General features: G+C 73.1%; 21 protein-coding genes and 2 pseudogenes. 8 read left to right on the forward strand and 15 right to left on the reverse strand.

Annotated elements, in window-relative coordinates; genetic code table 11:
- Positions 1-4 precede the first annotated feature (4 nt).
- Positions 5-1,468 carry a SulP family inorganic anion transporter gene (locus tag AB0L37_RS04730; RefSeq protein ID WP_365500087.1) on the forward strand — a complete coding sequence of 488 codons (1,464 nt, stop codon included), beginning with the start codon at positions 5-7 and terminating at the stop codon, positions 1,466-1,468.
- A gap of 35 nt (positions 1,469-1,503) precedes the next feature.
- On the opposite strand, the gene AB0L37_RS04735 is transcribed toward AB0L37_RS04730, so the two are convergent.
- Positions 1,504-2,724 carry a 4-hydroxybenzoate 3-monooxygenase gene (locus AB0L37_RS04735; protein ID WP_365500090.1) on the reverse strand — a complete coding sequence of 407 codons (1,221 nt, stop codon included), beginning with the start codon at positions 2,722-2,724 and terminating at the stop codon, positions 1,504-1,506.
- Positions 2,725-2,763: 39 nt separating this feature from the next.
- Positions 2,764-3,231 (reverse strand): GNAT family N-acetyltransferase, encoded by a 468-nt coding sequence (locus AB0L37_RS04740; RefSeq protein ID WP_365500093.1) that lies wholly within the window; start codon positions 3,229-3,231, stop codon positions 2,764-2,766.
- 203 nt (positions 3,232-3,434) lie between these two features.
- Between AB0L37_RS04740 and AB0L37_RS04745 the strand changes: the two genes are divergently transcribed.
- Entirely contained in the window at positions 3,435-4,196 is a 762-nt protein-coding gene (locus AB0L37_RS04745; RefSeq protein ID WP_365500580.1) for a DUF1206 domain-containing protein, read from the forward strand.
- Positions 4,197-4,208: 12 nt separating this feature from the next.
- On the opposite strand, the gene AB0L37_RS04750 is transcribed toward AB0L37_RS04745, so the two are convergent.
- Genes AB0L37_RS04750 through AB0L37_RS04770 form a run of 5 tightly spaced genes read right to left on the reverse strand, consistent with a single transcriptional unit; the run spans position 4,209 to position 9,893 of the window.
- Positions 4,209-5,204 (reverse strand): ornithine cyclodeaminase family protein, encoded by a 996-nt coding sequence (locus tag AB0L37_RS04750; RefSeq protein WP_365500096.1) that lies wholly within the window; start codon positions 5,202-5,204, stop codon positions 4,209-4,211.
- A gap of 43 nt (positions 5,205-5,247) precedes the next feature.
- Positions 5,248-6,174, reverse strand: coding sequence for an ABC transporter permease (locus tag AB0L37_RS04755; RefSeq protein ID WP_365500099.1), 927 nt, complete (start codon positions 6,172-6,174; stop codon positions 5,248-5,250).
- Complete coding sequence (locus tag AB0L37_RS04760) at positions 6,171-7,301, reverse strand: ABC transporter permease (protein ID WP_365500102.1); 1,131 nt, start codon at positions 7,299-7,301, stop codon at positions 6,171-6,173. The genes AB0L37_RS04755 and AB0L37_RS04760 overlap by 4 nt, the downstream gene beginning before the upstream one ends.
- A 52-nt stretch (positions 7,302-7,353) precedes the next feature.
- Positions 7,354-8,889, reverse strand: a complete 1,536-nt coding sequence (locus tag AB0L37_RS04765; RefSeq protein ID WP_365500105.1) for an ATP-binding cassette domain-containing protein — start codon at positions 8,887-8,889, stop codon at positions 7,354-7,356.
- On the reverse strand, positions 8,886-9,893 hold the full coding sequence (locus tag AB0L37_RS04770; RefSeq protein ID WP_365500108.1) for a BMP family ABC transporter substrate-binding protein: 1,008 nt from the start codon (positions 9,891-9,893) through the stop codon (positions 8,886-8,888). Before AB0L37_RS04770 ends, AB0L37_RS04765 begins: the two co-directional genes overlap by 4 nt.
- 169 nt (positions 9,894-10,062) lie before the next feature.
- Between AB0L37_RS04770 and AB0L37_RS04775 the strand changes: the two genes are divergently transcribed.
- Positions 10,063-10,794, forward strand: a complete 732-nt coding sequence (locus tag AB0L37_RS04775) for a GntR family transcriptional regulator (RefSeq protein ID WP_365500111.1) — start codon at positions 10,063-10,065, stop codon at positions 10,792-10,794.
- 68 nt (positions 10,795-10,862) lie between these two features.
- On the opposite strand, the gene glsA is transcribed toward AB0L37_RS04775, so the two are convergent.
- From glsA to AB0L37_RS04790, 3 genes are read right to left on the reverse strand one after another with little or no spacing between them, the layout of a single operon-like run.
- Positions 10,863-12,710 (reverse strand): glutaminase A, encoded by a 1,848-nt coding sequence (gene glsA, locus AB0L37_RS04780; RefSeq protein ID WP_365500114.1) that lies wholly within the window; start codon positions 12,708-12,710, stop codon positions 10,863-10,865.
- 57 nt (positions 12,711-12,767) lie between these two features.
- Positions 12,768-14,573, reverse strand: coding sequence for a TIM barrel protein (locus AB0L37_RS04785; RefSeq protein ID WP_365500117.1), 1,806 nt, complete (start codon positions 14,571-14,573; stop codon positions 12,768-12,770).
- A 35-nt stretch (positions 14,574-14,608) separates the two neighbouring features.
- Positions 14,609-15,514, reverse strand: coding sequence for a shikimate dehydrogenase (locus AB0L37_RS04790; protein ID WP_365500120.1), 906 nt, complete (start codon positions 15,512-15,514; stop codon positions 14,609-14,611).
- Positions 15,515-15,686: 172 nt separating this feature from the next.
- Between AB0L37_RS04790 and AB0L37_RS04795 the strand changes: the two genes are divergently transcribed.
- Positions 15,687-16,352 carry a TetR/AcrR family transcriptional regulator gene (locus tag AB0L37_RS04795; protein ID WP_365500122.1) on the forward strand — a complete coding sequence of 222 codons (666 nt, stop codon included), beginning with the start codon at positions 15,687-15,689 and terminating at the stop codon, positions 16,350-16,352.
- A gap of 183 nt (positions 16,353-16,535) precedes the next feature.
- Positions 16,536-17,900 carry an MFS transporter gene (locus tag AB0L37_RS04800; RefSeq protein WP_365500125.1) on the forward strand — a complete coding sequence of 455 codons (1,365 nt, stop codon included), beginning with the start codon at positions 16,536-16,538 and terminating at the stop codon, positions 17,898-17,900.
- Between the two features lie 52 nt (positions 17,901-17,952).
- On the opposite strand, the gene AB0L37_RS04805 is transcribed toward AB0L37_RS04800, so the two are convergent.
- Positions 17,953-20,970 carry a carbohydrate binding domain-containing protein gene (locus AB0L37_RS04805; RefSeq protein ID WP_365500128.1) on the reverse strand — a complete coding sequence of 1,006 codons (3,018 nt, stop codon included), beginning with the start codon at positions 20,968-20,970 and terminating at the stop codon, positions 17,953-17,955.
- A 233-nt stretch (positions 20,971-21,203) separates the two neighbouring features.
- A pseudogene (locus AB0L37_RS04810) lies at positions 21,204-21,476 on the reverse strand (thiamine pyrophosphate-dependent enzyme); the annotation flags it as partial.
- A gap of 175 nt (positions 21,477-21,651) precedes the next feature.
- On the opposite strand from AB0L37_RS04810, the pseudogene AB0L37_RS04815 reads away from it, so the two are divergent.
- Positions 21,652-21,916, forward strand: a pseudogene (locus tag AB0L37_RS04815) (helix-turn-helix domain-containing protein); the annotation flags it as partial.
- Here AB0L37_RS04815 and AB0L37_RS04820 read toward each other — a convergent pair.
- Positions 21,870-22,148 (reverse strand): YkvA family protein, encoded by a 279-nt coding sequence (locus tag AB0L37_RS04820; protein WP_365500131.1) that lies wholly within the window; start codon positions 22,146-22,148, stop codon positions 21,870-21,872. The pseudogene AB0L37_RS04815 and the gene AB0L37_RS04820 overlap by 47 nt on opposite strands.
- A gap of 145 nt (positions 22,149-22,293) precedes the next feature.
- Between AB0L37_RS04820 and AB0L37_RS04825 the strand changes: the two genes are divergently transcribed.
- Complete coding sequence (locus AB0L37_RS04825; RefSeq protein WP_365500134.1) at positions 22,294-22,464, forward strand: hypothetical protein; 171 nt, start codon at positions 22,294-22,296, stop codon at positions 22,462-22,464.
- Positions 22,465-22,477: 13 nt separating this feature from the next.
- On the opposite strand, the gene AB0L37_RS04830 is transcribed toward AB0L37_RS04825, so the two are convergent.
- Together AB0L37_RS04830 and AB0L37_RS04835 are read right to left on the reverse strand one after the other, a co-directional pair.
- Positions 22,478-22,990 carry a DUF5709 domain-containing protein gene (locus tag AB0L37_RS04830; RefSeq protein WP_365500137.1) on the reverse strand — a complete coding sequence of 171 codons (513 nt, stop codon included), beginning with the start codon at positions 22,988-22,990 and terminating at the stop codon, positions 22,478-22,480.
- Between the two features lie 38 nt (positions 22,991-23,028).
- Positions 23,029-23,436, reverse strand: coding sequence for a hypothetical protein (locus tag AB0L37_RS04835; protein WP_365500140.1), 408 nt, complete (start codon positions 23,434-23,436; stop codon positions 23,029-23,031).
- A gap of 220 nt (positions 23,437-23,656) precedes the next feature.
- Between AB0L37_RS04835 and AB0L37_RS04840 the strand changes: the two genes are divergently transcribed.
- Positions 23,657-24,055 carry a Ser-Thr-rich GPI-anchored membrane family protein gene (locus tag AB0L37_RS04840; RefSeq protein ID WP_365500143.1) on the forward strand — a complete coding sequence of 133 codons (399 nt, stop codon included), beginning with the start codon at positions 23,657-23,659 and terminating at the stop codon, positions 24,053-24,055.
- Positions 24,056-24,089 lie beyond the last annotated feature (34 nt).

Below are 24,089 nucleotides of genomic sequence, written 5' to 3' on the forward strand. Positions count from 1 at the left end.
CGCCATGACCGTGTCGACCAGGTATCCGCACCTCAAGGCGGACTTCACCGCGTCCCTCGTCGTCTTCCTCGTCGCGCTCCCGCTGTGCGTCGGGGTCGCCGTGGCCTCCGGCGTCCCCGCCGAACTCGGCCTGATCACCGGCATCGTGGGCGGCATCGTCACCGGCCTGATGCGCGGCAGCAGCCTGCAAGTGTCCGGCCCCGCAGCCGGGTTGACCGTGCTCGTCTACGAGGCGGTGCGCGCGTTCGGTCTGCCGGTGCTCGGCGTCGTCGTCCTGGCGACCGGAGTCCTCCAGATCGCGATGGGCGCCTTGAAGCTGGGCCGCTACTTCCGGGCCATCTCGGTGTCCGTGGTCGAGGGCATGCTCGCCGGCATCGGCCTGGTCCTCATCGCGGGCCAGCTCTACTCGCTCGTCGGCGCGAAGGCGCCCGAGTCGGGGCTCGGCAAAATAGCGGGGCTGCCCGAGGCGTTCGTCGACGCGCTCGGCAGCACCCGGGCGCTGGCCTCGCTCGCGCTGGGCGCGGGCACCGTCCTGGTGCTGGTGTTCTGGCGGCGGCTGCCGGGCCGCGTCCGGGTCGTGCCCGCGCCGCTGGCCGCGGTCGGCCTCGCGACGCTCGCCGCGCTCGTGTTCGGCGCGCCGGTGGCGACCGTCGAGGTCAGCGGGCTGCTCGGGTCCATCCAGCCGCCGTCCCTCGACGCGTTCGGGGAACTGGCCGGTGTCGGCCTGCTCGGCACGATCGTCGCGTTCACGCTGATCGCGTCGGCGGAGTCGCTGTTCAGCGCGGCGGCCGTGGACCGGATGCACGACGGGCCGCGGACCGCGTACGACAAGGAACTCGTCGCGCAGGGTGCGGGCAACGCCGTGTGCGGCGTGCTCGGCGCGCTGCCGATGACCGCGGTGATCGTGCGCAGCTCGGCGAACGTGCAGGCGGGCGCGCGCACCAAGGCGTCCCGGGTGCTGCACGGCGTGTGGCTGCTGCTGTTCGCGGCGCTGCTGCCGGGCGTCCTCGCGTACATCCCGATCCCCGCGCTCGCGGGTGTCCTGGTGCACGCGGGCGCCAAGCTGATCCCCGTACGGGCCCTCGTGACGCTGTGGCGCGAGCACCGCGGCGAGGTGCTCGTCGTGGTGGTCACGGCCGTGTCGATCGTCGCGGTCAGCATGTTCGAGGGGGTCCTGGTGGGCCTCGCGCTGTCCGTGATGAAGACGGCCTGGGACGCCTCGCACATCAAGCTGGACGTCATAGACAAGGGGGCGGGTCCCATCCAGGCGTACCTGTCGGGCAACGCCACGTTCCTGCGGCTGCCGAAGATACTGGACAGCCTGGAGGCGCTGCCGGCGGACCGTCCCGTCGAGCTGGATCTGTCGGGCGTGCACCATCTGGACCACGCCTGCCGCACCGCGCTGGAGAACTGGGCCGCGCGCCACAGCAGCGCCGGTACCGAGCCGGTGAAGGTCACCGCCGCGTGAGAAAGGAGCCCGCGCCCCGACACCGGGGCGCGGGCTCAGTACCGTGCGGCCGTGCCGAGGAACTGTTCGGCGAAGGCGGCCGCGGCCACCGGGGACGTGAAAAGGCGGCGCAGCCGGGCGAGGGTGGTGCCCGCGCGGAACGCGTCGCGGCTCGACACCCCGTGGTAGACCTCCGACAGCCACTGCGAGAACTCCTGGTAGTCCCAGACGCGGCGCAGGCAGTCACGCGAGTACGTGGCGAGCCCCTCGTCGCCGGTGCCCGCGAAGTGCGCGGCGAGGGCGTCGCCGAGCAGGAACGCGTCGTGCAGGGCGAGGTTCATGCCCTTGGCCGCGATCGGCGCGACGAGGTGCGCCGCGTCGCCCGCGAGGAACAGCCGCCCGTACGCCATCGGTTCGACCAGGTAGTCGTGCATGTCGAGCACGCGCTTCTCCAGCAGCGTGCCCTCGATGAGCGGCGGGGCACCGGCCGCCGCGAGCCGCCGGTGCAGCTGGTCCCAGACGCGGGCGGGTTTCCACTTGTCCGGGTCGTCGCCGGGCGCGCACTGGAGGTAGTAGCGGGTGACCTCGGGGCTGCGCGGCATCTGACCGGCGAAGCCGTCGGGGTGCATGCCGAACAGGACGCAGTCGGCGGACGGCGGCGCCTCGGCGAGCAGGGCGAGCCAGCCGATGCCGTAGTCGTGGCGGGCCACGCGGATCCGGCGGGCGGGCAGCGCGGAGCGGCTCACGCCGCGCGCGCCGTCGCAGCCCGCGACGAAGTCGCAGCGCAGCTCCTGGCGACGGCCGGTGTCCGGGCAGGTGTACGCGACCGTCGGCCGGTCGGTGTCGATGCCCTTCACACGGACGTCGCGGGCGCCGAACCGGATGTCGCCGCCGCGTACGTCGGCGTACTCGCGCACCAGGTCCGTCACGAGCAGTGGCTGCGGATAGACGAAATGGTGACAGCCCGTCACTTCGGTGTAGTCGAAGCGGTGTTGCTCTCCGCCGAAGCGGAACTCGCAGGCGGAGTGCCGCTCAGCGCGCTTGAGCAGGGTGTCCGCGAGGCCGCGCTCCTCCAGGGCGCGCACGGCCCACTCCTCGATGACGCCGGCCCGGGGGCGGCTCTCGATGAACGCCCGCGTCTCGCACTCCAGGACGACGCAGTCGATCCCGGCGGCCCGCAGGACGCAGCCGACGGTGAGCCCGGCGGGCCCCGCGCCCACGATGACGACCGAAGTGCCGTGCGGGGGAAGGGACTTGGGGTGGCGGTGTGCGGTCACGCAGCCATTATCCCGACGCGGGCGACGGCATGCGGGCAGTCACGGATTCAGCACCCGTTCGTAGCGGCTCACCCAGGTCGCGGGCCCCTCGACTCCGCGCTGACCTGGGGCTCTGCCCACGGCCGCGTCGCCGCGGTGGACGAAGCCCCGGCTCTCGTAGTAGGCGCGCAGGCGTGAGTTGGAGCGCACGCAGTCCAGCCGGAGCGCCTGCGCGCCCTGCTGCCGTACGGTGTCGGCGGCCCAGTCGAGGACGACAGCGCCGAGTCCGGCGGCGGTCCGGCGCACGGCCATGCGGTGGACGTAGCCGGCCGCTCCCCCGGTGTCCGCCCACAGCGGGTCGGAGCGGTCCAGGGTGACGGTCCCTGCGGTGTCGCCGTCGACGCCGACGAGCCAGGTCTCCCCGCGCCGCAGGGCGTCGGTGATCCACTCCGCCTCGAAGCGGGCGGGCCACTGCGCGATGCCGCGGGCAGCGAGCCGGCCGGCCGCGTCGTCGAGGACAGCGAGCACCTCGTCGATCCGGCGTACGTCTGCCTGCTGAAAAGTGACGGCGCGGCCGTCCCAACCGAGTCCCCTACCCTCATCACCCCGGGCACGACCTCTTTTCCCTTACGCGTCGGCGGGCCCGCCCGGGGAACCCGGCGACCATGGGAATGGACGCGAGTACACGTCGGGCCGGCTACCAGGCACGCCGGGTGGCCGACGGCAAGACGATGGAGACGGTGACCCGGGCGGGCTTCGTTGCGCGCGGGGTGGTGTACCTGCTGATCGGCGTCCTGGCGCTGCGCATCGCGTTCTCCGACGGCGGCGGGCGCCAGGCCGACCGGGGCGGGGCGATGGCGGAGGTCGCCCACAAGCCGCTGGGCAGCTTCCTGCTGTGGGCCCTGGGCCTGGGCATCGTGGGCCTCGCCCTGTGGCGGCTCTCCCAGGCACTGTTCGACCGGGACGGTGCGGGGCACCGGCTGATGGCCGCCGGCCGCTTCGTGTTCTACGGAGTGGTCGCCTACTCGGTCCTTGCCTACGCGGCCGGGGACCGGGGCAGCGGAAGCGGCGGCTCCGACGAGCAGTCCAAGGACCTCACGGCGACCGCGCTCGGCTGGCCCGGCGGCCAGTGGATCGTGGGCGCCGCGGGCGCGGGCATCGCCGGGGCGGGGCTGTGGATCGCCGGGCGGGCGGTGCTGCGCAAGTACCGCAAGCATCTGCGGACCGGGGAGATGTCGCCCGCGCAGCGCCGCGCCGTGGACGTGCTCGGGACGGTCGGCGGGACGGCGCGCGGCGCGGTGTTCGCCGCGGTCGGCGCCTCCGTCCTCGTGGCGGCCGTGCGGCACAAGCCCGGCGAGGCCAAGGGCGTGGACGACGCGCTGCGTTCCTTCAGCCACACCCCCGCCGGGCCGTGGCTGCTCGCGGCCGTGGCGGTGGGGCTCGCCGTGTTCGGCGTGTTCTCGTGGGCGCAGGCCCGGTGGCGGCGGCTGTGACGGTCATCCAGGTCACCCGGTGAGATCGACCTCCGTGCCCGCGCCGCGCTCCCGCGCCAGGTCGATCACCAGCCGTGCCACGGCGAGGTCCTGGAGCCCGACGCCGACGGAGTTGAACAGGGTGATCTCGTCGCGGGACGTGCGGCCGGGGGCGCGGCCGGTGAGGACGTCGCCGAGTTCCCGGCGGAAGTCGTCCTCGCGCAAGGCGCCTTCGGCCAGCGGCACGAGGATCTCGCCGGATTTGGCGCGGGCGGTGTCGTAGGCGTCGACGACGACGGTCGCGCGCACGACGGCCTCGGTGTCGAGTTCCCTGTGGTCGGGTCGGGGCGGGGCGCCGACGGCGTTGATGTGCTGCCCGGGCGCGAACCAGGCGCCGTGCACGAGGGGGTCGCGGGACGGGGTGAGGGTGCACAGGACGTCGGCGGCCTCGGTGACTGCACGGGGGTCGGCCAACACCTTTGCGGGGACGCCGAGTTCGGCGCCGATCCAGGTGGCGAGGGACTGCGCGTGCTCCGGGGTGCGGCCCCACAGGACGACCTGGCCGTACGGGCCGCCGGGCAGCAGCGCCCGGGCGTGGGCGCGGGCCAGCGGCCCGGTGCCGATCAGGCCGAGGGTCGTCGCGTCGGGCCGGGCAAGGGCCCGGGTGGCGACGGCGGTCGCGGCGGCGGTACGGACCCGGGTGATCTCGGCGCCGTCGAGGAGGGCGAGGCAGGCGCCGGTGTCGGTGTCGGCGACCAGGACGGTGGATCGCTGGGCGGGCAGCCCGCGGGCCCGGTTGCCGGGCAGGTCGGCGAGGAGCTTCACGGTGGCGAGGCCGTCGGTGGCGGAGGCCGCCGCCATGGCGAGGAACGCACCGTCGGAGCCGGGCAGGCCCATGGCCGGCGGCGCGGGCAGCACGGCCTGCCCCAGGGCGAGGTCGCGGTGGGCGCGCGCGACGGCGGCGGCGATGTCCTCGGTGGCGTCGGCGAGCAGCGCGCGGATGGTGGAGCGGGTGAGGATCAGGGTCATCGTGCGGGTTCTCCCGAGTGCGGGTGGGTGGAGCGTGCGGAGGTCAACTGCCGCGTACGAACGGGACGGTGAGCCCGGACGGCGCACGGCTGCGGCCGACCAGACCGCTCACCGCGAGGAGCGCGAAGACGTACGGGAGGGTGGTCAGGAGCGGCGCCGACAGGTGCAGGCCGATGGCGGGTGCCGCGAACTGGAGGGCCTGTGCGAGGCCGAAGACGAGGCAGGCGAGGAGCGTGGGCCAGGCCCGCCAGCGGCCCGCGATCACGGCGACGACGGCGAGATAGCCCATTCCGCCGGTGATGTTGTCGCTGAAGGCGTGGACCTCGGAGAGGGCGAGGTGGGCGCCGGCGAGGGCGGAGGTGGCGCCGGTGAGCAGCACGGCCGCGTACCGCACGGGCCGTACGGGCAGCCCGCAGCGGTCGGCGGTGACGGCGTCCTCGCCGACGGCGTCGAGGGCGAGCCCCCAGGTCGTCCGGCGGCTCAGGGCGAACGCGAGGGCTGCGGCGACGGCGAAGCCCGCGTAGCCGAGCACGCTCTGCTCGAAGAGGGCGGGCCCGAGGACGGGGATGCGGTGCAGTCCGGGCACGGGCAGCGGGTCGAAGCCGGGCAGTGTCGTGTCGCCCGCGCCGTCGCCGAACAGGAGCCGGGAGCCGTACGTCGTCGCGCCGAGGGCGAGGGCGTTGGCGGTGATGCCGGTGACGATCTGGTCGGCGCGCAGCGTGACGCTGAGCAGCGCTTGGAGTGCGGCGAAGAGCAGTCCGGCGGCGAGCGCGGCCAGGACGCCGACGCCCGCGCTGCCGGAGGCGTGGGCACCGGCGGCGCCCGCGAAGGCGCCGGTGAGCATCATGCCTTCGACGGAGAGGTTGAGGACGCCCGCGCGTTCGCTGAGGAGTTCACCGGAGGAGGCGAGCAGCAGCGGCAGCGCCATCCGGACGCCGCCGGAGGCGAGTTCGTCGACGACGGCGCTCATGGCGTGCTCCTCGTACGGCGGGTGGTGAACAGCATGGCGGCGGCGATGAACAGGACGAGCACGCTCTGCACGATCTGGACGGTCGACGCGGGGACCTGGGCGGCGAGTTGGAGGTTGATGCCGCCGCTGGTGAGGAAGCCGAACAGGAGCGAGGCGGCGGCGACCGCGGTCAGTGAGCCGCGGGCGAGCAGTCCGACGACGAGGCCGGAGAACCCGTAGCCGGAGGAGAAGTGCTCGGCCAGCACATAGGGGGCGGTGGCGACGAGGGCGGCGCCCGCGACCCCGGCGAGACCGCCCGCGAAGGCGAGGCCGCCGCCTTCGAGGCGCCGTACGGGAAGGCCGAGCCGCGCGGCGGCGGCCGGGGTGTGCCCGACGGCGGCGAGCTTCACCCCGACCGAGGTGTGCTTCAGCGCGATGCCGGTGGCCACGACCACGACGGCGGCGATGACGACGACGGCCGTCGCGGGCGACTCCGGGCCGCCGATCAAAGGGAGTTGGGCGCCGGCGGGCAGCGGCGCGGACTGCGGCAGGGTCTCCGCCGACGTCACCGGCTGGCGCAGCAGGGCCTGTTCGTGCACGGCGACGGCGACGAGCCCGGTGCCGACGAAGTTCAGGAGCAGCGTCGTGATGACCTCGCTGGTGCCGCGCCGCGCTTTGAGCCACGCGGCGATCCCGGCCCACAGGGCGCCCGCGACGAACCCGGCGACGAGCACGACGGGTATGCCGAGTGCGGCGGGCACCGCGGCCGGCAGCGCGAGCCCGGCCGCCGCGGCGGCGACCCCTCCGGCGCACAACTGCCCTTCTCCGCCTACGTTCACGAGCCCGGCCCGGTGGGCGACGGTGAACCCGGTGGCGATGAGGGCCAGGACGGCGGCGGAGTTCAGCGAGCTGCCGACGGCGTACGCGGAGCCGAACATCCCCTCGTCGAGCGCCTGCCACGCGGTCGCGGGGTCGGCTCCGGCGGCGACGACGAGGACGATCCCGACGCCGACGGCGCACACGGCGGCGAGCGCGGCGACGGACACGGGGTGGCGAGGCAGGGTCCGCAGTGCGGACCGGCGCGAGGGCGCCGGCGGTGGGGCGAGCGGCGGTGGGGACGGTGAGGTCGTGGCGACGGGTACGGGCATGGGGTCCTCGGGGCGGTGAGACGGGTCGGGGCGGGGGTTCGAAGGCAGGTGCTCAGGCGGCCGTGCCGACCATCAGCTCGCCGATCCGTTCCCGGGCGCCGGGCTCGCGCGGGTCGACAGGGCCGAGCAGGCGGCCCCGGTAGGCGACGAGTACGCGGTCGGACAGGGCGAGGAGTTCGTCGAGTTCGGCGGAGAGGAGCAGGACGCCGGCGCCGCGGGCTGCGGCTTCGCGGATGCGGGTGTGGACCGCGTCGACGGCGCCGATGTCGAGGCCGCGCGTGGGCTGCGCCGCGGCGAGGCAGACCAGTGGTGCGAGGGCCAACTCCCGTGCCAGGACGACCTTTTGCTGGTTGCCGCCGGACAGTGAGGCCATCGGCGCGCCCGGACCCGCGGCCCGGATGCCGTGGTCGTCCAGGACCGTGGCGGTGGCGCGGGCCAGGGCCGGGCGGTCCAGGAGGACGCCGAGGCGCCGGAAGTCGCGCAGCCGCCCGAGGTGCAGGTTCTCGGCGACGGACAGCGCCGGTACGCAGCCTTCGTGGTGCCGGTCCTCGGGGACGACGCCGAGTCCGGCGCGGGCGCGGGCGGCCGGGCCCGCCGCGGTGACGTCCCTTCCGGCGAGTTCGATCCGTCCGCCACCCGGGGCGAGGGCGCCGCCGAGCACGGCCATCAGCTCGCTCTGCCCGTTGCCCTCGATCCCGGCCACGCCGACGATCTCCCCGGCGCCGACGGCGAGTTCGACCCCGTCGAGGGCGTGGGTGCCGTCGGCGCGGCGCACGGTGACGCCGCTGAGCCGCAGCGCGTCCTCGGCGGGGCGCTCACGCGCCCCGGACTCCCGCGCGCCGGGCCCGCTGAGGCCGACGGCCCCGGCGAGGGCCGCGTCCAGGTCTGCCACCGGGCGGCCGATCATCAGCGGCACCAGGCGCTCGGCAGGGAGTTCGGCGAGGGGTCCGCCGCCCGCGACACGGCCGCCGCGCAGCACGGTGGCCGCGTCCCCGGCGCGTACGGCCTCGCCGAGCTTGTGCGTGACGAGGACGACGGCGCGGCCCGCGTCGGCGATGCGCCGGCACGTGGAGAGCAGCGCGTCGGTCTCGGCCGGGCCGAGCACGCCGGTGGGTTCGTCGAGGACGAGCAGCCGCGGCTCGCGCAGCAGCGCCTTGACGATCTCCACGCGCTGGCGCACCCCGACGGGCAACTCCCCGACAACGGCGTCCAGTTCGAGGTCGAGCCCGTACGTGTCACGGACCCGGGCGATCCGCTCCGGTAGACCGGGCAGGCGCAGGAGGCGCAGGTTCTCCCCGACGGTCAGGGTGGCGACGAGGCTGAAGTGCTGGTGCACCATCGCGACACCGGCGGCGAGCGCGTCGGCGGGCCGGCGCGGCGCGTACACCTCGCCGTACAGGCGCAGTGCGCCCGCGTCCGGGGTGAGCGAGCCGCCGATGGCGTGGCACAGTGTCGACTTGCCGGCGCCGTTCTCGCCGAGGACGCAGTGCACCGTACCGGCCTCGACGGTGAAGTCGACGCCGTCCAACGCCCGGAGCGCGCCATAGGACTTGGCGAGCCCGGACACCTCAAGGGCCGGCCCGGTCATCGGGTCGTGATCTTCCCGGACACGAGCTTCGCCTTGATGGCGTCGAGCTTCTTCGTCACCGCCGGGTCGGCGCCGTCGCAGAGCACGAGGTCGTTCTGTGGCTTCTCGAAGGTCAGCCCGAAGTGGACGGCCTCGGCCTTCCAGGTGCCGTTCACCAACTGGTCGGTGGCGTATTCGAGTTCGGCGCCGATGTCGGTCTCGACGTATCCGGCGTACGCCTTCTCGCTGCCGCAGGGGTGGGCGATGGGGCCGCCGATGAGCCGGCCGCCGCGGCCGGTGGCGGCCTGGGCGAGGCCCTTGTGGCCGAGGTTGAGGATCTGGCCGAGGACGTCGGCGCCCGCGCCGAAGTCGGCGAGCGCGGACTGCTTGGACTTCGCCGCGTCGTTGAAGTCGCCGACGTACTGCGGCGCGAGGACCTTCACGCCGGGCTTCGCCTGCTGCGCGCCGCGCTCGAACTCCTTGGCGGCATTCACGATGGCGGGCAGTTCGGCGCCGCCGACGAAGCCGACGGTGTTCTTCTGGGACAGCAGCGCGGCGGCTGCGCCCGAGAGATAGGCGGCCTGGGCCTGTTGCGGGTCGTAGAGGGCGAGGTTGGCGGTGGGCTTGCCGTCGGCGGGGCCGCCGATCTCGGCGAACTTGACCTTCGGGAACCGGGCGGCGACCTTGCGCACGTCCGCGTCGGTCTGCCCGCCGAGCGAGATGACCAGGTCGGAGGTGGTGGCGAAGCGGACGAGGGCCTGCTCGTAGTCGGCGGCCTGGACCTGCTCGACCTTGCTGAAGGCGACCTTGCCCTGATGGTCCTTGGCGGCCCGCTGGTAGCCGCGGTGGGCCGATTCCATGAAGCCGTCGTCGGAGAGCGAACCGGGGAACAGCACGCCGACCTTGAGCGCACCGGAGCCGGAGTCGCCGCCCTTCGCCGCGGACTCGCCGCCGCAGCCGGTGAGCAGTGCCAGACAGCCGGCGGCGAGGAGTGCGCCCGCACGTCGGGAGGGGGTGAGTGCCACTGAGGTGCCTCCAGAGGGAGGGGCCCGCGGGCCCGTTAGCGGTATACCGTTACGCGCCCTCAGTCTGGGATCCCCGTGTTTCCCGCTTGTTAGCGCCCGGTTAGGAGTGCGGTGCCGCGCGCCCGGTCCGCTTACTGTGGGAACCGCGATGGAGCGGAGGACCCCCTTGGTGGCAGGAACAGCGACAGCGGCAGGCCCGGCGGGCGCGGGGCGCGGTTCGCTGCGCGACCGTGCGTACGACACGCTGCGGCGGCGCATCCTCGATGCCCGACTCCAGCCGGGCGAGCGCCTGGTGGAGCGGGATCTGGCGACCGACCTCGAGGTCTCCCGCATCCCGCTGCGCGAGGCGCTGCGCCGCCTGGAGGCGGAGGGGCTCGTGCTGCTCGTGCCGCACCGGGGCGCGCTGGTGGCGCCGTTCACCCCGGCCGACGTCCGCGACCTCTTCGACGTACGGGAATCTTTGGAGTCCCTGGCCGCGCGGCTCGCGGCCGAGCGGTCGGACGCCGACGGGCTCGCGCGGCTCGCCGCCCGCCTCGACGCCGCGCGCACCGCGACCCGCGAGCAGGACCGCACGGCGATCGCCGCCGCCAACGCGGGCTTCCACACCGACATCGTGGAGCTGTCCGCGAACCCGCTCCTGACGAACATGATGCGGCCCCTCGAAGCGCGCACGCACTGGCTGTTCCGGCTCACCGCGCAGCGCGACCCGGCCCGGCAGTGCGCCGAGCACGAGGAGCTGTACGCGGCGATCGCGGCCGGTGACGCGGACCGCGCGGCCGCCGTGGCGCATGCCCATGTCGCCGACGGCCGCGCCGAGTCCCTGGCCCTGGCGGCCCGCTGGTCGCACCCGGAGATCGACCCGCAGGAGGTCGCGGCGCGCAGGCGGCGCCGCACCTCGTGACGGTCGGAGGACCGGCCGCTCCCCGCTCGTGACGGTCGGAGGACCGGCCGCTCCCCCCCTCGTGACGGTCAGACGACCGGCCGCTCCACGGTGTCGGCACCGTCGAGCGGTGCCCGCTCCAGGAACGCCACCGCCTCCGGCACCTGGGTGCGCAGCTCGACCAGGCCCGCGGCGGTGAGGGTGCGGCACACCGTGTCGCGCTCGGCGACGACCTGACGGGCGAAGCGGGGCGGGAAGTCGGCGGGGGTGAGCGCCGCGCCGGGGCCCGCGGACCAGGTGCGGCGGACGACGACGCCCGGGGCGTCGGCGCGGACGGCGAGCCGGCCGGACTCGACGTACCAGAGGACGATGCGGTCGCTCAGGTCGGCCCGGGGCGCGCGGGGGGTCTCGACGGCTTCTCCCGCGGCGAGGTGCCGGGTGCCGAAGGCGTCGGCGAGGGCCGTGCGCAGCCTGGCGTCGGCGCGGCCGAACAGGTCGCAGTCGGCGAGCGGCACGGGCGCGCCGGGGTCGAGTCCGAGTTCGGCCAGGAGCGCGTCCTCGCAGGTCTCCAGGGCGCGCCCGAGGTCGGGGAACTCGTCGCCGGTGCGGCTCATCGGCTGGCGTTCGTCGGGGTCGGCGAGCACCATCCGCACCCCGCGCCCGCGCAGGTCCTCGCCGAGGGCGCGCACCAGGTCGGCGGCGACGGGTTCGATGCGGCCGACCCGGGTGAGGTCGAGCACGAACCAGCCGACGGCGGACGCCAGTTCACGCGCGGCGCGCAGGGTCTGTTCGGCGGTGGCGAAGTCGAGGTCGCCCTGGAGGACGTGGACGCGGATGCGGTCCGGGTGGGCGTCGAGGGCGGCGCGCTGGTCGCGCGGGCGGTGGCGCAGGGAGCGCAGCGGCGAGGGATGCAGGGAGCGCGGCGGCAGCGGGCGGCGCTCGGGGGCGGTGGCCCGCATCAGGTGCAGCCCGAACTGGTCGGACAGGAGATGGCAGGCGGCGATGCCGCGCACGCTGTTGCCCTTCTCCTCCAGCGGCGGGCTGAACACGCCGATGCCGAACTGGCCGGGAAGGGCGACGCCGATCGCGCCGGAGACCCCGCTCTTGGCGGGCATGCCGACGCGCAGCATCCACTGGCCCGAGGCGTCGTACATGCCGCAGGTCGCCATGACGGCCAGGACGTGCTGGGCGTGGCGCGGGGCGACGACGCGTTCGCCGGTGACGGGGTTGACGCCGCCGCCGGCCAGCGTGGCGTGCATGACGGCGAGGTCGTCGCAGGTCACGAGGACGGAGCACTGGCGGAAGTAGACGGCGAGCTGTTCCTCGACGTCGCCGGTGAGGGAGCCCGCGTTGTGCATGAGGTAGGCGAGGGCGCGGTTGCGGTCGCCGGTGGCACGTTCGGAGGCGAAGACGGCCTCGTCGACGGCGAGGGGCCGCCCGGCGAAGGCGCCGAGCCCGTCCAGGATGCGGGCGAACCGCTCGTCGGGGGTGGCGCCCGCGACGAGTGAACTGGTCACGATGGCCCCGGCGTTGACCATCGGGTTGGGCGGCCGTCCGGTACCGGGTTCGAGCCGGATCGAGTTGAACGCCTCGCCGCTGGGCTCGGCGCCGACCCTGGCCAGGACGTCGTCGACGCCCCGGTCGGCGAGGGCGAGCGCGAACACGAACGGCTTCGACACGGACTGCGCGGTGAACGGCACGGCCGTGTCCCCGCTGCCGTAGACCTGGCCGTCGAGCGTGCACAGGCTCAGCCCGAACAGGGTCGGGTCGACGCGTCCCAGCTCCGGGATGTAGGAGGCGGGCTCGCCGTCGTCGAGGTCGCGCAGGTGTGCGCGCACCCGGTCGAGCAGTCCGGTCAGCGGATCGCCGGCCCGCACCGGGCCGCGCTCGCACGCCGGGTCGTCGTCATGTCGTGGGGTCCGCTCCTCGTCTCGCACCCGTCCATCGAACCCCATCCGTCCCGGCCGTGCGCACCGGGGCGGGCGGGCGCGCCGTCATCCCGCGAGCGTGTGCTGCGCCGCGAGGCGTACGGGGGCGTTCTGGGCGCCGTATCCGCGGTAGCCGTCGTCGCGCTGGACGAGTTCGAAGAAGACACGGCCGACGGTGCGGGTGTAGCAGTGCCGGAACGTGCCGTGGGCGTCGCGGTCGTAGAGGATGCCGAGCTCCTGGTACGTCTCCAGTTCGCCGGGCTCGAAGGTGAGGCGGGCGGCGAGGTCGTCGTAGTAGTTGCCCGGCATCGGGAGCAGCTGTCCGCCGGCGGCGCGGAAGCGGCGGGCGGCCGAGACGACGTCGCCGGTGGTCAGCGCGATGTGCTGGGCGCGGTCCTGGTCGTCGCCGGGGGCGGGGCCGGCGCCGAGGGCGATGCGGACGGCGCCGTCCGGGGTGGAGACGGCGCGGCTGCGCAGGAGCCCGTACGGGTCGGCGACGTCGACGCTCTCCTGGACGTCGAGGCCGAGGACGCCGCTGTGGAAGAGGATCGCCTCGTCGAACTGGTGCCAGGGCTGGGTGAGGGCGAGATGGTCGATGCCCCGCACGCCCGCTCCGATGCCCCGCGCCTCGGCGTCGGCGGTCTGCTCGCCGGTGGGCTCGAAGTCGCCCTTCCAGTCGGGGAGTTCGGGCCTTCCGGTGGCGCAGAAGAAGAGTTCGGTGCCGTCGGGGGCGGCGACCGCGTCGAGGAGGACGTCGCCGGTGGCGCGGCGGCGCGGCAGGACGGGGGCGAGCAGCGCCTCGGCGCGGCGGGCGGCGGCGGCCGGGTCGGGTGTCTCCAGGCCGATGGCGGCGAGCACGGTGCCGTCGCGGCGGGCGGCGGGCCCGGTGTTGAGCAGGACGCGGGCGTCGCCCTGCTCCCACAGGTCGACGGGCTTGCCGCGGTGGCGTCCGGTGCGGGTGAAGCCGAGCGCGGACAGGAGCGCGGCTGCGGGTTCGACGTCGGGGGTGACCAGTTCGGCGAAGGCGATCCCGGTGGGGACGACGGGCCCGGGCAGCTCACCGGCGCCGACGGCCTCCTGGAGGGTGATCAGGGAGCGCAGCGCGTCGACGGCGGCAGGCCCGGCCTCGGCCTGCCGGAACACGTCGTTGAACACTTCCAGGGACAGCGGCCCCGTGTATCCGGCGTGCAACACGTGCCGCAGCAGCCCGGCGACGTCCAGGCCGCCCTGTCCGGGGAAACAGCGGTAGTGGCGGGACCACTGGAGCACGTCCATGGCGAGCAGCGGGGCGTCGGCGAGCTGAAGGAAGAAGATCTTCTCGGCGGGGATGTCCTCGATGCCCTTGGGGTCGCTGCCGCGGGCCAGGACGTGGAAGCTGTCGAGGCAGGTGCCGAGAGCCGGGTGGTCGGCGGCCTCGACGATGCGCCAGGCGTGGTCGTACGTGTTCACGTGCCGGCCCCAGGCGAGCGCTTCGTAGGCGACGCGGATCCCGAACCCGTCGGCGAGCTCGGCGAGTTCACGCAGCTGGCCGGCGGCGAGGGCGTCGTCGTCCAAGGCGAGCGGGGAGACGCTGGAGCAGACGAGGACGGTGTCGGCGCCGAGCCTGCGCATGAGCCGGAACTTGTGCTCGGCGCGGCGCAGGTTGTGGGCGAAGACGTCGTCGGGGACGGCCTCCATGTCGCGCATCGGCTGGTAGAGGTCGATGCTCAGGCCGAGGTCGGCGCAGAGGTCGCGGATCTGCTCGGGGGTGAGGGGACTCGCGAGCAGGTCGTTCTCGAAGATCTCGATGCCGTCGAAGCCCGCGCGGGCGGCGGCGGTGAGCTTCTCGGTGAGCGATCCGCTGAGGGAGACGGTGGCGATGGAGGTGCGCACGACGGGTTCCTTCCGGGAGGCGCGACAGGAGGACGTCAGGAGAGGCGGCCGACTGCCGCCGAGCGGGCCGACTCCGCGCTCGCGGACGTGAGGTCGGCGAAGTGGCCGAGCATGCGGTCGGCGTCGGGCTCGCGGCCGGTGAAGAGCCGGAACGCGTCGACGGCCTGGAAGACCGCCATGCCGCCGCCGTCGAGCACGGCGCAGCCGAGGGCGCGGGCGGTCGTGACGAGCTCCGTCTCCAGCGGCCGGTAGACGACCTCGGCGATCCACAGTCCGGGGTGCAGCAGCTCGGCGGGGAGCGGCAGGCCCGGGTGGGCGGCCATGCCGGTCGGGGTGGCGTGCACGATGCCGTCGGCGTCGGCGAGCACGGCGGCGAGGTCCCCGGGTGCGGCGGGCACGGCGCGGCCCGCGCCGAAGTGCCGGTCGAGGGTGTCGGCGAGCGCGGCGGCCCGCTCGGGGGCGGGGTCGACGACGGTGACCCGTCCGGCGCCGAGGGTCAGGACGGCGTGGGCGACGGCGGCGCCCGCTCCCCCGGCGCCGAGCTGCACGACCCGTTCGAGGGCGGCGTCGGGCAGGCCGCGGGCGAAGGAGGCGGCGAACCCGGTGACGTCCGTGTTGTGCCCGGTGGCGCGGCCGTCGGCGATGACCACGGTGTTCACGGCGCCGAGCGCCTCGGCCTGCGGGGACAGCGCGTCGAGGTGTTCGATGACGAGCTGCTTGCAGGGGTGGGTGATGTTCAGTCCGTCGAAGCCGGTGTCGCGGGCGGCGCGCAGCAGTTCCCCCACGGCTTCGGGGCGCATCCCGATGGCGTCGATGTCCAGCAGGCGATACAGGTAGCGCAGGCCCTGGCGGTCCGCCTCGCGCTCGTGCAGGGCGGGGGTGAGCGAGGGGCCGATACCCGCTCCGATCAGGCCGACGAGATACGAGTCCTGGTGGGGCACGTGGGACCTCCTGGCCGGGTTCGAGGGTTCAGCGCCCGGCTAATGTACGAACTGGTTCGTTACTCATATCAAAGCGAGGCGCCGCAGGGGAAGAGCCGGCGCACGGCCGGCCGCCGGCGCTGCTTCTACAATCGCTGCACAGGCCAGCCGTCCGCCCGCCCGAAGGATCCAGATGACCACTGTCGAAGAGCCGGCGCGACGCGAGGGCCGCATCCGCGACGCCGCCCGCACCAGGGCCGAGATCCTCAAGGTCGCCACGGAGGAGTTCGCCCGCGCCGGGTACACCGGGGCCCGCGTCGACGAGATCGCCGCCCGCACCCGCACCACGAAGCGGATGATCTATTACTACTTCGGCGGCAAGGAGCAGTTGTTCACCGCCGTCCTGGAGCGCTCGTACGCGGTGATCCGGCAGGCCGAGGGCGATCTCGACGTCGAGCACCTCGACCCGGTCTCCGCGATCCGCCGGCTCGCGGAGCTGACGTTCGACCACCACGAGGCCCACCCGGACTTCATACGGCTCGTGAGCATCGAGAACATCCACGACGCCGAGCACATCGCCGCGTCCGAGACGCTCAGCTCCCTCAACTCGCCCGCGATCGACGTGATCCGGCGGATCCTGGAGGCGGGCCGCGCCGAGGGCACGTTCACGGCGGACGTGGACGCCGTGGACCTGCACGCGATGATCAGCTCGTTCTGCTTCTTCCGGGTCTCCAACCGGCACACCTTCGGCGCCCTGTTCGGCCGCGATCTGACGGCGCGGGACCGGCGCGAGCACTACCGCACGATGCTCGGGGACATGGTCATCGCCTATCTGACGACGGCCGGTTCCGCGGACTAGACGCGTCATCTCCTGCGGTACGACCTCTTGACAGGCGGGAAACACCGGCGCAACATCCGTAGCCACCCACTACTAACTATCCAGTGGGTTAATTAGCCGGACGCGCCCCACGCCCCACGCCCCACGCCTCCGCTCTTCCGGCCCTCCCGCTTCTGTCGTCCTTCCGTCCCCGAAGGAGCCCGTGTGTCCGTCCCCGCCGCACCGCCCCGCGTCCTGCAGGGCCAGCCGCGCAAGGCCGCGCTCGCCGCCTGGATCGGCAGCGCCCTCGAGTACTACGACTTCTTCATCTACGGCAGCGCCGCCGCGCTGGTCTTCCCCAAGGTGTTCTTCGACGAGTCCGATCCGGCGAACGCCACACTGCTCTCGCTCGCCACGTTCGGTGTCGCCTACGCCGCCCGCCCCGTCGGCGCGTTCTTCCTCGGCCATGTCGGCGACCGGCTGGGCCGCCGCAAGATCATGGTGTTCACGCTGATCCTGATGGGGCTGTCGACGTTCCTGATCGGCTGTCTGCCCACCCGTGACCAGGTCGGCTCCCTCGCGCCGGTCCTCCTGGTGCTGTGCCGTGTCCTCCAGGGCATCTCGGCGGCCGGCGAGCAGGCCAGCGCGGGTTCGATGACGCTGGAGCACGCGCCGCCGCACCGCCGCGCCTACTTCACCAGCTTCACGCTCAGCGGCACGCAGGCCGGACAGCTCCTGGCGACGCTGGTGTTCCTGCCGATCGCCGCGCTCCCGGAGGACCAACTCCTGTCGTGGGGCTGGCGGATCCCGTTCTGGCTGAGCGTGGTCGTCGCCGTCGTCGGCTACGTCATCCGGCGCACCCTTCAGGAGACGCCGGAGTTCTCGCGGCAGTCCGAGGCGTCCGACGGCGTGGCGCGCCTGCCGCTCGTGGTGCTGCTGCGCGACCACTGGCAGGACGTGCTGCGGGTGATCGCCGGCGCGCTCGTCGCGTCGGTCTCCACGATCTTCACCGTGTGGGCGCTGTCGTACGCGACGAGCGACGCCGTGGGGATGGACCGCTCGGCCATGCTGTGGGTGGGCGCGCTCGCCAACCTCGTGGCGCTCGGCGCGATCCCGCTGTGGGCCCGCCTCGCCGACCGGATCGGCCGCCGCCCCGTCTACCTCGCGGGCGCCGCGGGCAGCGCGCTGTTGATGTTCGGCTACCTGTGGGCGATCTCGACCGGCTCGTACGCGCTGACGTTCACGTTCGGCATCCTCGCCTTCGGTGTCGTCTACAGCGCGGCCAACGCGGTCTGGCCGTCGTTCTACGGCGAGATGTTCCCGACCCGGGTGCGTCTGTCGGGCATGGCGATCGGGACGCAGATCGGTTTCGCGGTGGCCGGGTTCGCGGTGACGTTCGCGGCGCAGATCGCGGGCCCCGACGGTGACGACTGGTCCGCGGTGGCGCTGTTCACGGCCGCGCTGTGCGTGCCGCCGGTGATCGCCGCGCTCACCGCGCGCGAGACGCACCGGGTGCCGACCGAGCGGCTCGGCGAGCGGAAGGCCGAGACCGCCGCCCGCGTCGAGGACACCCGGCAGGCGACGGTCTGAGAGCCGCGCACGACAAGACGAGGGGGCGGGCTCGACAGCCCGCCCCCTGCTGCTACTTCAGGTAGGGGCCGGCCGTGCCGACCTTGCCGGGCGCCGCGTTCTTGCCGCCCAGGTCGAGCACGTACACCCGCAGGTTGCCCTTGCCGGGCGCGGCCACGGTCAGGGTGCCGTCGGTGACGGTCTTCACGTCACCGGTGACGGCGTCCTTGTACGTCCCGTTCGGGATGCCCTTGTACGTCGCCCCGTCGGTGACCGCCACGAGCGCGAAGCTGTCGACGCCCGTCGCCGCGTCGGTGTAGCGGCGCTTGTACGCCATGTTCCCGGAGATGCCGTCCGTGGAGTACTGCCCCATCTGGAGTGCGGGCACGGCCCGGCGGATCTGGTTGAGCCGCTGGACGTGCTTGACCAGGGGCGCGGCGAGGGTGGTGGCGACGGCGCCGGTGGCGCTGGAGACGGTGCCGAAGTCCGAGGCGGTGACGGTCCCTTCGAGCTTGTCGCCGTAGTACGCGCGGCCGGTCGTGGCCAGCGGGCAGGTGGTCCCGCAGTCGATCTTCTGGCCCTTCTGGAACTCGGTCTCCGAGCCGTAGTACAGCGTCGGGATGCCGCGGAACGTCCACATCAGCGACATGTTCTCGGCCCAGGCGTCGGTGCCGCCCGCGTACCGTTCGCTGCTCTTGTTGGGGCCGTAGTCGTGGCTGTCGACGTAGACGACGTTGTAGGTGGCGTCGTTGGTCGAGTCGTCGGAGTCCTTTCCGTTGTTGTACGCGTTGGAGGCGTCGCCGAAGTTCATGTGCATGCGCATGTCGATGATGTTCATGCCGGAGAACTTGCTGTGGTCGGGCGTGTGGTAGCTGTTGCCCTCCAGGAAGGCGTTGGTCGAGGTCGGCTGGTTGCCGGTGCCCAACTGCTCCTCGTAGTCGTACTGTTCGAGGGCCGCCTTCTCGTCGTCGGCGCTGTACTCCTTGCGCTCCTTCCACGTGTAGAACTGCGCCGAGTGGTTCACGGAGCCGCGGTTCCACTTGTCGTTGACGAACGCCGCGACCTCGCCGAAGACGAAGAAGTCCTTGGCCTTGGCGGCCCCGAACCGCTGGGTGACGCGTTCCTCGATGGCCGGCAGGAAGCGGCGGTTCCAGGTGACGCGCGGGATGTGCACGGCCGTGTCGACACGGAAGCCGTCGACACCCATGTCGATGTACTTGTCGTAGGCGCCGATGAGGTAGTTCTGCACCTGCGCGTTCTCGGTGTTGAAGTCCGCGAGGTCCTCGTGCAGCCAGCAGGAACGGGAGTCCTCGCCCTCCCAGTTGCCGATCCAGCACTGGTGGTAGAGCGACTTGGGGAACATCCCCGACGTGGGGCTCGGCCACTGGCAGTTGTAGATGGTGTAGCCCTCGGGGCTCTTCGCTCCGGTGGGTTTGCCCCAGTTGACGCAGGTGTTGCCGGTCGGCTCGTCCTTCGACCACAGGTCGCCGTTGTAGTACGACTTGCCGGAGACCGGCTCGACGGTCAGGCCGTCGTACTCGAAGCCGTCCTGCTTCTGGTCGTAGTACCAGCTCCACTGGCTGTCGCGGACGCCGTAGACGGTCGGCGTGAACAGGCCCTTGGCGCCCCAGCGCGAGGAGTGGTTGTAGACGACGTCCTGGTAGATCTTCATGCCCTTGGCGTGGGCGGCGTCGATCAGGTCCTGGTAGGAGGCGCCGGCGGACTCCAGGCGCGGGTCGACCTTGTAGAAGTCGTAGCCGTGGTAGCCGTGGTAGTCGTAGTCGGACCGGTTCAGGACGACCGGGGTGATCCAGATCGCGGAGAAGCCGAGGCCCTTGACGTAGTCGAGCTTGTTCACGAGACCCTTGAAGTCGCCCCGGAACATGGGGTCGTTGTTGGCTTCGTTGCCCGTCTTCTTGTGCTGGCTGCCGCCGCGATTGTTGGAGCTGTCGCCGTCGTAGAAGCGGGCGGTGAGCACGAAGTAGATGGGGTCCTTGCGCGGGTCGCCGCCGAGCGGCGTGCCGGTGGTCTGCGCGGGCTTCTCGCCGGTGGTCGCGGTCGCCGCGCCGCTCGCGTCCGACACGTTGCCCGCCGCGTCGAGCGCCTTGACGGTGTACGTGTAAGCGGTCTTCTCCTCAAGTCCCGTGTCGGAGTAGACGGTTGACGTGGTGGCGATGACGGAGGTGCCCTTGCTGCCGCCGGTGCGGGTGACCTGGTAGCCGGTGACCGCGGTGTCGTCGGTGGCGGCGTCCCAGCTCAGGACGATGGCGGTGCCGGTGGCGGTCGCTTTGGTGTTCTTGGGCGCGGAGGGCGCCGTGATGTCGGGCGCGGCGGTGGCGCAGGGATCCTTGGCGCCCTGCGTGACGGTCGCGCTCTTGACCGTCGAAACGCCTTGCTTGAGCTGGTAGTTGGCGCCGTTGTTGTTGTCCCAGGTGCCGTTGCCGTTGTTGAACGTCGCCTGCCAGGTGGTGGCGGTGCCCAGGTCGACGGTCTTCTTCACCCAGCCGGTACAGGCCGGCTCCATGCGGACGCCCGGGGCGGTCGTCCAGGAACCGCCGGCCGGCGCCCAATGCAGGTTGTACGCCGACCAGTTGAGAGTGGAGGTGTTGTAGTAGACCGTGGCGGCGTTGCCGGGCGCCGGATCGGTGTCCGTGCACGGGTCGCTGTGGGCCACGACGCCGTCCTTGACGGTGATCGTCCCGGTCCCCAACTGGTAGTTGTTCCCGCCGTTGTTGTCCCAGGTGCCGCTGCCGTTGTTGAACGTCGCCTGCCAGGTGGTCGCCGCCCCCAGGTCGACGGTCTTCTTCACCCAGCCGGTACAGGCCGCTTCCATGCCGACGCCCGGGACTGCGGTCCAGGAACCGCCCGTCGGCGCCCAATGCAGCTTGTACGCGGACCAGTTGGTGCTGGACGTGGAGTAGTAGACGGTGGCGGTGGAGGCGCTCGCGGCCCGGGCGGAGGTGGCGCCGCCGAGCGGCAGTCCGGGCAGGACGGTCGCCAGCAGGGCCGCCAGGAGGGCGAACACCAGGCCCGCCGATCGATGGCGCCCGAGGTGTCTGCGTCTGGGGGTGCGGCTCGGAACGGGACTCATGGGGGGCTCCTCGGGGCCGAAGCATTCAAACGACTTCAGAAAGTTGCTGAAACTTCTTGCATGCGCGGCAGGAGGTTACTTGCCCATGACAAGTCCGTAAAGGGTTCGGACACGGGTCAGGACATGGCTCCGCCCCGGTCGCGCGAACACGGCCGGGGCGGGCGCATCGGGACGGCGTCAGCCAAGGCCGGGTCGGCGCGAACGTCCGCAGCGGTGCGGGCAGGACGACCACGTTCGGCCCGGGTGACGCTGGCGCCGCCGTCGCAGGAGACCGCGAGGACGGGCGTGCCCGGGTCGGCCGCGGCGGCGCCGGGCGCGGCGGGGAAGCCGTAGCCGAGGCCGCCCGCGCCCTGCGCCGAGTGCATCACGCCCGGCCACGCCGACCGGGCCCAGCAGGCGAGGACCGTCCTGTCCCAGGAGGACGGGGCGTGTGGCGGCGGCGCCGCGCCTACCGCCGCCAACACCTGCTGCTACAGGGCGAGTTCCTGCCCGTCGATCCGTTCCCGCCCGGCGCCCGAACCGGACCGTATCGCCTGTTCTCCGCGTCCGGGTCGCCTGTTCTCCGCGTCCGGGTCGCCTGTTCTCCGCGTCCGGCGAGGCGCTCGCGCCAGTGCGCGAGGACGGCCGGGCCGGCGGGGCGCGTCGCCAGGGCATCGGCGCGAGGCCACGGGTCCGGCCGCCCTCACCCCGCTGCTCGACTCCCCCGCACTCGTCGAGGCGCTGCGCAACTGGCGCGCGGCGCACGGGAGTTGGGGCCGCACCGGGGTGGCGCCAGGCATCCACCGCAACACGGTGTGCCAGCGCATCGGCACGCGCGCGTCTGGTCGCCGCCGATCTCGACGACCCCGGTGTCCGGATGGAGCCGTGGTTCGCGCTGCGCCCTACGTCGTGCGCCCGGGTCAGCGCTGGAGTCCGGCCTTGCGTGCGGCGGAGTGCAGCGCCTTGAGCGCCAGGAGCAGGACGCCGATGTCGTCCAGGTAGATCGGGTCGGGCAGCAGGTCGACCGGGGAGATCGTGTAGACGACGGCCGCCCAGAACAGGGCCTTGTCGCGGACGGGGATGCCGGCGTCCATCAGAAGCTTGCGGGCACGGAACACGCGAACCAGCAGGATCACGGCGGCGACCAGCATGACGAGCGCGGCCACCCCGGCCAGCCATACCCAGGTGCTGTTGTCCATCGGTCCTCCCCCTGCTCGTCGTGCGGTGCGTCGGGTTCCACGGTAAGCGCCCGGTCGCGGCCCGCCGCGACGCACGCGAGGATGGAGGCCGGTTCGGGGCCTCCACCGGCCCCGGCACGGTCACGAACCCGAGGAGGACCCGGTCGTGCTCATCATCGTCGCGATGATCCTGGGAGCTTTCAGTGTGGCGTGCATAGGCGTGACGGCGCGGCAGGTCGCGGCGGACGACATCGCGATCGGCCCGCCGGCCGCCGCACTGCTCACGGCGTTCGCCTCGGCCGGGCTGATGCTGCTGTCCACGGCCCTGGGCCACTGACCCGGGGCGGGAACTACAGCACCGCGTCGCCGTCCTCGTCGACCAGGTGCACGGCGGCCTCCTCGGCCGACGCGGCGCCACCGTCGATGCCGACGTCCATGGCCAGCATGTCCTTCTCGGCGTCCTCGTGCGCGCCTTCGTCCTCCGCCACCAGGCGTCCCGACCGGGCCACGCCGACCTCGTCGTCGAGCGGTTCCCCGTCTCCGTCGCGCAGGTCGCCGACGCCGTCGTCACCGTCGCCGTCGTCGGACTCCAGGGCCTCCAGTTCCTCCAGCGCGGTGTCCGGGTTCTCCTCGGCGAGCCGTTCGTCGAGGCTCTCGCCGTGGTGCTGCTCGGCGGCGGTCGTGCCGGTGTGCTCCACGCCCAGCGGACGCTCGGGCGGCGACCACCCCTCGTCGTACGGGTCCACGCCACGGTCGTACAGGGTGTCCTCCACGTCGAGGATGCCTTCGTCCTCCCGCGCGTCCGGGTCGCCGGGCTGGTACACCTCGTCGCCCATGACCACGTCGTCGCTCCGCTCGGTCATCCTGCGCTCACCTCGTCTCCCTGGCCCCCGTATGCGTTCTACTCACTAGTTTGCGGCATTGATGCGGTTTGCGGGACGACGACGATCTGGACGTCGTCCTCGTAGACCACCTGCCCCGGATCGGCGGACGTGACCCGGTGACAGGCGACGTCGTGCGCGGAGAGGATCTCCAGGTAGCCCTCGACCCGGTCGATGAGATGGACCGCGGTCGGCTTGAACCAGGCCACGGCGCCGGGGTTGACCTCCGGGTCGTAGACCGACGCGTCCACGGTCGACGGGTCGGTGTACGCCGCGTCGAACCAGGCGTTGTTCTCGCGTCGGAACCGCTCCTGCTCCTCGGTGAGGCGCCCGCTGCGCCCGAGATTGTTGACCAGCCCGAACACGCCCTTGAAATGGCCGTGTTGGTCCGGGACCGCCGACTGGAAACGCACGTACTCGATCGCCATCGGGAGATCCTCGCACGCGTCGTCGCCCGGCCCGGCGGCGCCCTCGCGCGCGGGCGCGAGGATGCCCGGACCCGGCCGTTCTGTCCTGCCGGGGCCACCGCTTCGGGGACAGTGGCGTCCCTCGTCGGGGTGGGGGTACCCGCCGCGGCCTTACGTGATCTTGCCCGGGTGGCAGAAGTGTCATGACCGCTCCCCTCTCCTCCCGGAACGAGGTCGTCGCATGCGCCGCACCGGATTCCTGTCCCTGGCCGCCGCCGCTCCCCTGCTGTTCGCCTTCGCCCCCGCCGCCGAACCAGGCGCGGCGCTCAGCGTCACCGAGCCGGTCGCCGGCTCCGTGCACCAGGCACACGGCAGCCTCTTCGTCGCCTGGGACAACGCCACCGGCCAGGAGGTGGACATGTGGCTCGTGCGCGGGGAGGCGGCCCGGGTGGTGCAGCTCGCGTCGAAGCTCGGCGACGGGCCGACCGGCGAGACGGCGACCGTGCTGCCCGACGTCCCCGAGGGCCAGGGGTACGCCATCGAGCTGGTCAGCAAGGACGGCGCGACGCGGGCCTACAGCGGGTCGTTCACCGTGGGCCCGGCGGTGCGCTCCGTGCGGACCGGCCCCGCGCCTTCGTAGCGTCCCGCATCGGCGCGCGTCGGGCGTTGTGCGT

The organism is Streptomyces sp. NPDC052225, from assembly GCF_040679615.1.
In the GTDB taxonomy this organism is placed as follows: Bacteria; Actinomycetota; Actinomycetes; order Streptomycetales; family Streptomycetaceae; genus Streptomyces.

What these genes read in the sequence shown, in the direction of transcription:
- AB0L37_RS04745 (WP_365500580.1), top strand. Translation starts at nt 3,435, where the DNA reads ATGGAGACGGTGACCCGGGCGGGCTTCGTTGCGCGCGGGGTGGTGTAC.
- AB0L37_RS04760 (WP_365500102.1), bottom strand. Translation starts at nt 7,301, where the DNA reads ATGCCCGTACCCGTCGCCACGACCTCACCGTCCCCACCGCCGCTCGCC.
- AB0L37_RS04755 (WP_365500099.1), bottom strand. Translation starts at nt 6,174, where the DNA reads ATGAGCGCCGTCGTCGACGAACTCGCCTCCGGCGGCGTCCGGATGGCG.
- AB0L37_RS04750 (WP_365500096.1), bottom strand. Translation starts at nt 5,204, where the DNA reads ATGACCCTGATCCTCACCCGCTCCACCATCCGCGCGCTGCTCGCCGAC.
- AB0L37_RS04835 (WP_365500140.1), bottom strand. Translation starts at nt 23,436, where the DNA reads ATGGCGATCGAGTACGTGCGTTTCCAGTCGGCGGTCCCGGACCAACAC.
- AB0L37_RS04730 (WP_365500087.1), top strand. Translation starts at nt 5, where the DNA reads ATGACCGTGTCGACCAGGTATCCGCACCTCAAGGCGGACTTCACCGCG.
- AB0L37_RS04820 (WP_365500131.1), bottom strand. Translation starts at nt 22,148, where the DNA reads ATGGACAACAGCACCTGGGTATGGCTGGCCGGGGTGGCCGCGCTCGTC.
- AB0L37_RS04805 (WP_365500128.1), bottom strand. Translation starts at nt 20,970, where the DNA reads ATGAGTCCCGTTCCGAGCCGCACCCCCAGACGCAGACACCTCGGGCGC.
- AB0L37_RS04830 (WP_365500137.1), bottom strand. Translation starts at nt 22,990, where the DNA reads ATGACCGAGCGGAGCGACGACGTGGTCATGGGCGACGAGGTGTACCAG.
- AB0L37_RS04840 (WP_365500143.1), top strand. Translation starts at nt 23,657, where the DNA reads ATGCGCCGCACCGGATTCCTGTCCCTGGCCGCCGCCGCTCCCCTGCTG.
- AB0L37_RS04795 (WP_365500122.1), top strand. Translation starts at nt 15,687, where the DNA reads ATGACCACTGTCGAAGAGCCGGCGCGACGCGAGGGCCGCATCCGCGAC.
- AB0L37_RS04765 (WP_365500105.1), bottom strand. Translation starts at nt 8,889, where the DNA reads ATGACCGGGCCGGCCCTTGAGGTGTCCGGGCTCGCCAAGTCCTATGGC.